Genomic DNA, 5,113 nt, shown 5'->3' with positions numbered 1-5,113 from the left:
ACCACCGCGTTCCCCACCACCGCGGACAACACCTTCCAAGGCGCCACCTCCACCATCGCGTTCGCCTTCACCGGCACACAGCGCACCGAAACCACCAAATAACCACCACACCCCCGAACCCCGCCGGGCCTGATCGGCACCATCCCCCCCAGCCCGATCAGGCCCGGCGGCGCAGTTTACGTACTTCCACAGAGCAATCTGCCCCACAGACCGAAAGGAACGCCAGGACATGAGCGCCATCGAAACACTCAACGGACCAGCACTCCACGGCCGGCGTTCCGCAGCCAAGGCTTCGGCTATCAAGCCCGCCACCCGGAAGGTGGGCACCACCCCCGTGAGCGACACCGCCGTCGTAAGCCCCGCCGTCGTAGGGCCCCGCGAAACTGCCGCCGATGCCGCAGCCCCGGCAGCCAAAAGCGTCCTCCGCCGCGTTGCCGGTGCTGTGGCAAGGGGCATCGGCGTTGGACTGCTGGTCCTGGGCGCGCTGGTGTTCCTGTTCCTGGCCATCGGGCCCCGTGTCCTGGGCTACCAGACCTCCACCATGCTGACGGGATCCATGTCCCCGCTGATCAACCCGGGCGACGTGGTCGTGACTGTCCCGACGCCGGTCCAGGACGTAAAAGTGGGTGACATCATCACCTACCACATTCCCGTGGAGGATCAGCGGGTGGAAACCCACCGCATCGTCGAGATCACCACCACCGCGGACGGTGGCGTTGCCGTGCAAACCAAGGGCGACGCCAACAACGGCCTCGATCCATGGATCGCCACTCTCCAGGGCAAGACCGTGGACAAGCAGGTGGCAACCATCCCCTTCGTGGGCAACGCCATCCGGGTCCTCCGTGAACCCATGGTGCTGAACACCCTGATGTATGGCGCGCCGGCGATTTTGGTGATCGGAATGCTGGTTTCCATCTGGACCAAAGACCCCAGCAAGACGGCGCCGGAAGGCGCTGCGCAGGCCCAGGCAGCCAGCGGTGAGTGACCGTCCAGCACCCAGCCCCAACCACGGCTCCAGCCCGCTCGAACCGTGGAGGTTGCAGGCATTGGCCGAGGAATTGGGTGACTCCCGGCTGGCGCTGCGCTTCTTCTCCACCTACCTTGCGATGCTGCCCGGCAGACTCCTCAGGTTGTCCAATGGCCTGTGCCACCATGACCCCGAAGCCAGCATGGACGCGGTTCTCAGCCTCAAGATTTCCTCCGCCATGGTGGGTGCAGTGGAAACGGAAACCCAGTGCCGGGCCATTGAAATGATGATCCGGGAAGATCACTTCGACACCGCAGTGGAGGCACTCCCGGAGCTGAGGAAGTCCACCGACCGTTGCTTTGCCGCCGGGCCGCAGCTCCTGGGGACAGTCAGGGATTCAACCTGCCGAAGTCCCCGGAACCCGGCTAGCGGTCAGCCGTAATTGCTTCTTCGCTGTTCCTGACCTCGCGCGGGACCAGGAACAGCGCAGCAACGGCCAGCACGCCCGCCGCGGCGAACACGTAGAAGCCGGCGGGGTACGCGATATTGGCCGCAACCAGCGTTCCCGTAACGGCCGGGCCGACGATGGCGCCGAGCCGGCCAACTCCGGCGGCGAAACCAAGGGCGGTTCCGCGGAGGGTCGCGGGGAACAGCTGGCTGACCCAGGCGTACACCAACACCTGGGAGCTGAAGACGAAAATGCCGGTCACGAACACGGCGGCGTTCAGCAGGAATTCGTTCTGGATCTTGACGCTCAGAATGGCCAGGAACACCGCCGACAACCCGAACCACATCAGCACGATCTTCTTGGTCCCGTGCTTATCGGCCAAGACTCCAGCCAGGAAAAGCCCTGCGACAGCCCCGAGGTTCAGGACAAGCAGCAGCGTCAGGCCCGTGCTGACGGGGTATCCGGCAGCGGCCATCAGCTGGGGCAGCCAGGTGTTGAGCCCGTAGACCAGCAACAATCCCATGAACGACGCCACACCGATTCCCAGTGCCACCACCGGATACGGCTTCTGGAGCAGGTCGCGGAAGCCCTTCTTGGGAGCTGCTTCAGTGGAACGTTCGACGGCGGCGGTCGGCTTCGATGCCACGCCGGCCTGCGCCGGAGCTGCTTCGGGCAGTGACTCGGGCAACTTGGCCCAGAGGAACGGCAAGAGCACCAAGCCCGCAACGCCGCCAATGATGAACATGAGGCGCCAGTTCGGCACGATGATGATGGCCAGAAGGGCTGTGGCGACGGCGCCGACGTGATATCCGGTCATGGTCCTGGTGGTGGATTTTCCGGCTGTGCCTGTCGGGGCGTAGTCGTTCATGTAGGCCAGGGCTGCGGGAAGGCAGGCGCCAAGGCCAAGACCGGCAAGAAGACGCAACACGGAGAACACGGCCACATTGGGCGCAAAAGCCACTCCGATGGTGAAGATCGAGAAGCCTGCCACGCAGGCGATCAGCAGCTTGCGGCGACCGAACTTGTCCGAAAGCGGTGCGATGAAGAGTGCACCCAAGCCGACACCAACCAAGGAGATGGTGGCAGCGAAGGTGGCTCCCACAGCGTCAAAGCCAAGTTCGCCGGTCTTGATCAGCGTGGGGATGACGGTTCCCAGGACCACAAGGTCGAAACCGTCCAGGACCATTGCCAGCCAGCAAAGCCAGACAGGCCATTGGGAGCGGCGGGCAGATGACATCGTTGGCATAGCGTCCTCATTATTGGGGTGCCGGTCATCTGAACGACCGGTCGGTTACGAGATTTGTATCACTCTGCCCTGTAACGCCGCGCACGTTCTACCATTGAATGGAATCCCGGCTTCATGGAATCGCGGGTTCGGGGAGGGCTTCATCGTTCGACGCCCTTGTGTGAGTTTCATGCGTCAATGATGCGCGTGCAGGAAGGTGTCGAACTGTGGCCAACTCAACGTCCGGCGACTCCGTGGTGGAGCGGGTGGTCAGGGTCATCTCCGCATTCCCCGAGGGTGCGACTTCGCTGCAGCTGAGCGAGCTCGCCGAGCGGGCTGGCCTGCCGTTGTCCTCCGCCCACCGGTTGGTGCGCCAGCTCGCGGAGCAGGGGCTGCTGGATCTTGGGGCGGGCGGAACGGTGCGCCTCGGGCTGCGTCTGTGGGAACTCGTCAACCGGAATTCACCGACATTGGAACTTCGCCAGGCAGCGATGCCGTTCATGGAAGACATCCAGCAGGTGCTGAACCAGAACGTCAATCTGGCGGTACTCGAAGGCTGGGAAGCCCTCTTTGTGGAGCGACTTTCCCGGCGGGGTTCCGTGGCCAACCGGGCCAAGGTCGCAGGGAGGATGCCTGTCCACATCTCCTCGGCCGGGCTTGCGTTGATGTCCAACCAGTCCCGCGAACTGCAGGCGGAGTACCTCAAACAATTCCGCGACCCTGCCGGAAAGGTTACTGCCGACGTCGTCCGTCACCTCCTGGCAGAAGCCGCGCAGCGAGGCTATTCCCAGTTGGCGGGCGTGGTGGACCCTGACACGTGGGGGATCGCGGTGCCGGTCATGGACGCCCGGCGCCGGACGGTGGCAGCGTTGGGTGTCGTGGTACCTCTTGCCGAGATGCGTCTGCAGGCGTTGGTGCCGGCTCTGCAGACTGCGGCGCGCGGCATTGGACGTCAGTTGGGAACTCATCACGACTTCCGTTCAATGGAATTCGTGTAATGCCACTCACTTGCCGCGGGGCACACTGATTCCAAGCTCAACCCGTTCTGCAGAAGGCGGGAACCGCAACGAAGCGAGGAACCATGGCACGTACACCCATCACCACCCAGGTAGCCATTATGGGCGGAGGCCCCGCGGGGCTCATGCTTTCCCATCTCTTGGCGAAGCAGGGAATCGACTCTGTGGTGGTCGAGATCCGCAGCCGCAAGGACATCCAGGAGACGGTCCGCGCCGGAATTCTGGAGCACGGCACAGTGAACCTTTTGGTGGACTCAGGTGTGTCCGACCGCGTCCTGCGAGAAGGTGACCGCCACGATGGAATCGAACTGCGCTTCAACGGCGAGAACCACCGCATCAACTTCAAGGAGCTTGTTGGTGAATCCGTATGGTTGTACCCGCAGACCGACGTTTTCATGGACCTCGCCGCACGTAGGGAGGCCGACGGCGGCGACGTCCGCTATAGCGTGTCGGACACTACCGTTCACGATCTCGAAGGCAAGCCGAAAGTTTGGTTCACCGACTCGGAGGGCCAGGAGTTCGAGATCCAGGCTGACTTCCTCGTAGGGGCCGACGGCTCGCGTAGCCACTGCCGCTTCCAAATTCCCGAAGCCCACCGCAAGTGGTACTTCCACGAATACCCCTTCGCCTGGTTCGGCATCCTTGCAGAAGCCCCGCGCAGTTCGGATGAGTTGATCTACGCCAATTCCAAAGAGGGCTTCGCCCTGATCAGCCAACGCACCGAGACGGTTCAGCGGATGTACTTCCAGTGCGACCCCAAAGAAAACCCCGCCGACTGGAACGACGAACGCATCTGGTCAGAATTCCGCAAGCGTGTCAACGGCAACGGCTTTGAGCTCAAGGAAGGGCCGGTCCTTGAAAAGATGGTCCTTCCCTTCCGCAGTTTTGTTCACACTCCGATGCGCCACGGCAATCTCTTCCTCGCCGGCGATGCCGCCCACACGGTCCCTCCGACTGGGGCGAAGGGGCTCAACCTGGCCATCCATGATGTCAAGGTATTGTTCGAGGGGCTTGACTCCTTCTACTCCAACGGTTCCACGGCCCTCCTGGATTCGTACAGCGACCGCGCCTTGGACCGCGTCTGGAAGGCCCAGCACTTCTCCTACTGGATGACATCCATGCTGCACACCGTTCCTGGGGCCGATGACTTCGACCGTGCCCGTCAACTCGGCGAGCTGCACTCAGTGGTCACCTCCGAGCACGCCAAGGCTTACCTTGCGGAGTCGTACACCGGGTGGCCGACGTCGCGCTGATTGCGGGCGCGTTGATTCTGGGCGTGTAGCGACCAATAGGGCCCCGACGGATGCCCCAAGCCGGCGACAGTGAACGGCTCCGTGGATGCCCCATGCATTCGAGCGCTCTTGTTTATGTTCGCAGTGGTGTGTGGTGGTGGTTGCGGCGGGGTGTTTGGTGGGGGTCGATGTGGGGTGGGGGGATGAACCAGGGTGTGCCGGTTT

At 63.0% G+C, this 5,113-nt stretch carries 5 protein-coding genes; 4 read left to right on the top strand and 1 reads right to left on the bottom strand.

Features of this window, described 5'->3' with window-relative positions:
- The first annotated feature begins 229 nt into the window (after positions 1-229).
- Together FDP28_RS20355 and FDP28_RS20350 are read left to right on the top strand one after the other, a co-directional pair.
- Positions 230-985, top strand: coding sequence for a signal peptidase I (locus tag FDP28_RS20355; RefSeq protein ID WP_144663426.1), 756 nt, complete (start codon positions 230-232; stop codon positions 983-985).
- Positions 978-1,409, top strand: coding sequence for an Hpt domain-containing protein (locus tag FDP28_RS20350; protein ID WP_144663425.1), 432 nt, complete (start codon positions 978-980; stop codon positions 1,407-1,409). Before FDP28_RS20355 ends, FDP28_RS20350 begins: the two co-directional genes overlap by 8 nt.
- Here the strand turns inward: FDP28_RS20350 and FDP28_RS20345 are convergent.
- Positions 1,393-2,661, bottom strand: a complete 1,269-nt coding sequence (locus FDP28_RS20345) for an MFS transporter (protein ID WP_144663424.1) — start codon at positions 2,659-2,661, stop codon at positions 1,393-1,395. The two genes, FDP28_RS20350 and FDP28_RS20345, sit on opposite strands and share 17 nt — an antisense overlap.
- Before the next feature lie 206 nt (positions 2,662-2,867).
- Between FDP28_RS20345 and FDP28_RS20340 the strand changes: the two genes are divergently transcribed.
- Together FDP28_RS20340 and FDP28_RS20335 are read left to right on the top strand one after the other, a co-directional pair.
- Positions 2,868-3,638, top strand: coding sequence for an IclR family transcriptional regulator (locus FDP28_RS20340; protein ID WP_144663423.1), 771 nt, complete (start codon positions 2,868-2,870; stop codon positions 3,636-3,638).
- Between the two features lie 83 nt (positions 3,639-3,721).
- The gene (locus tag FDP28_RS20335) at positions 3,722-4,909 is read left to right on the top strand and encodes a 4-hydroxybenzoate 3-monooxygenase (RefSeq protein ID WP_144663422.1); all 1,188 of its coding nucleotides are present in this window, start codon (positions 3,722-3,724) and stop codon (positions 4,907-4,909) included.
- Positions 4,910-5,113: the final 204 nt, after the last annotated feature.

The organism is Paenarthrobacter nicotinovorans, assembly GCF_007670255.1.
Classification (GTDB): Bacteria; Actinomycetota; Actinomycetes; order Actinomycetales; family Micrococcaceae; genus Arthrobacter; species Arthrobacter nicotinovorans_B.
This window is presented reverse-complemented; position numbering and strand designations above follow the sequence as displayed.

Bases quoted from the DNA above. Each gene is read 5' to 3' on its own strand.
- FDP28_RS20355 (WP_144663426.1), top strand. From the start codon at position 230: ATGAGCGCCATCGAAACACTCAACGGACCAGCACTCCACGGCCGGCGT.
- FDP28_RS20345 (WP_144663424.1), bottom strand. From the start codon at position 2,661: ATGCCAACGATGTCATCTGCCCGCCGCTCCCAATGGCCTGTCTGGCTT.
- FDP28_RS20335 (WP_144663422.1), top strand. From the start codon at position 3,722: ATGGCACGTACACCCATCACCACCCAGGTAGCCATTATGGGCGGAGGC.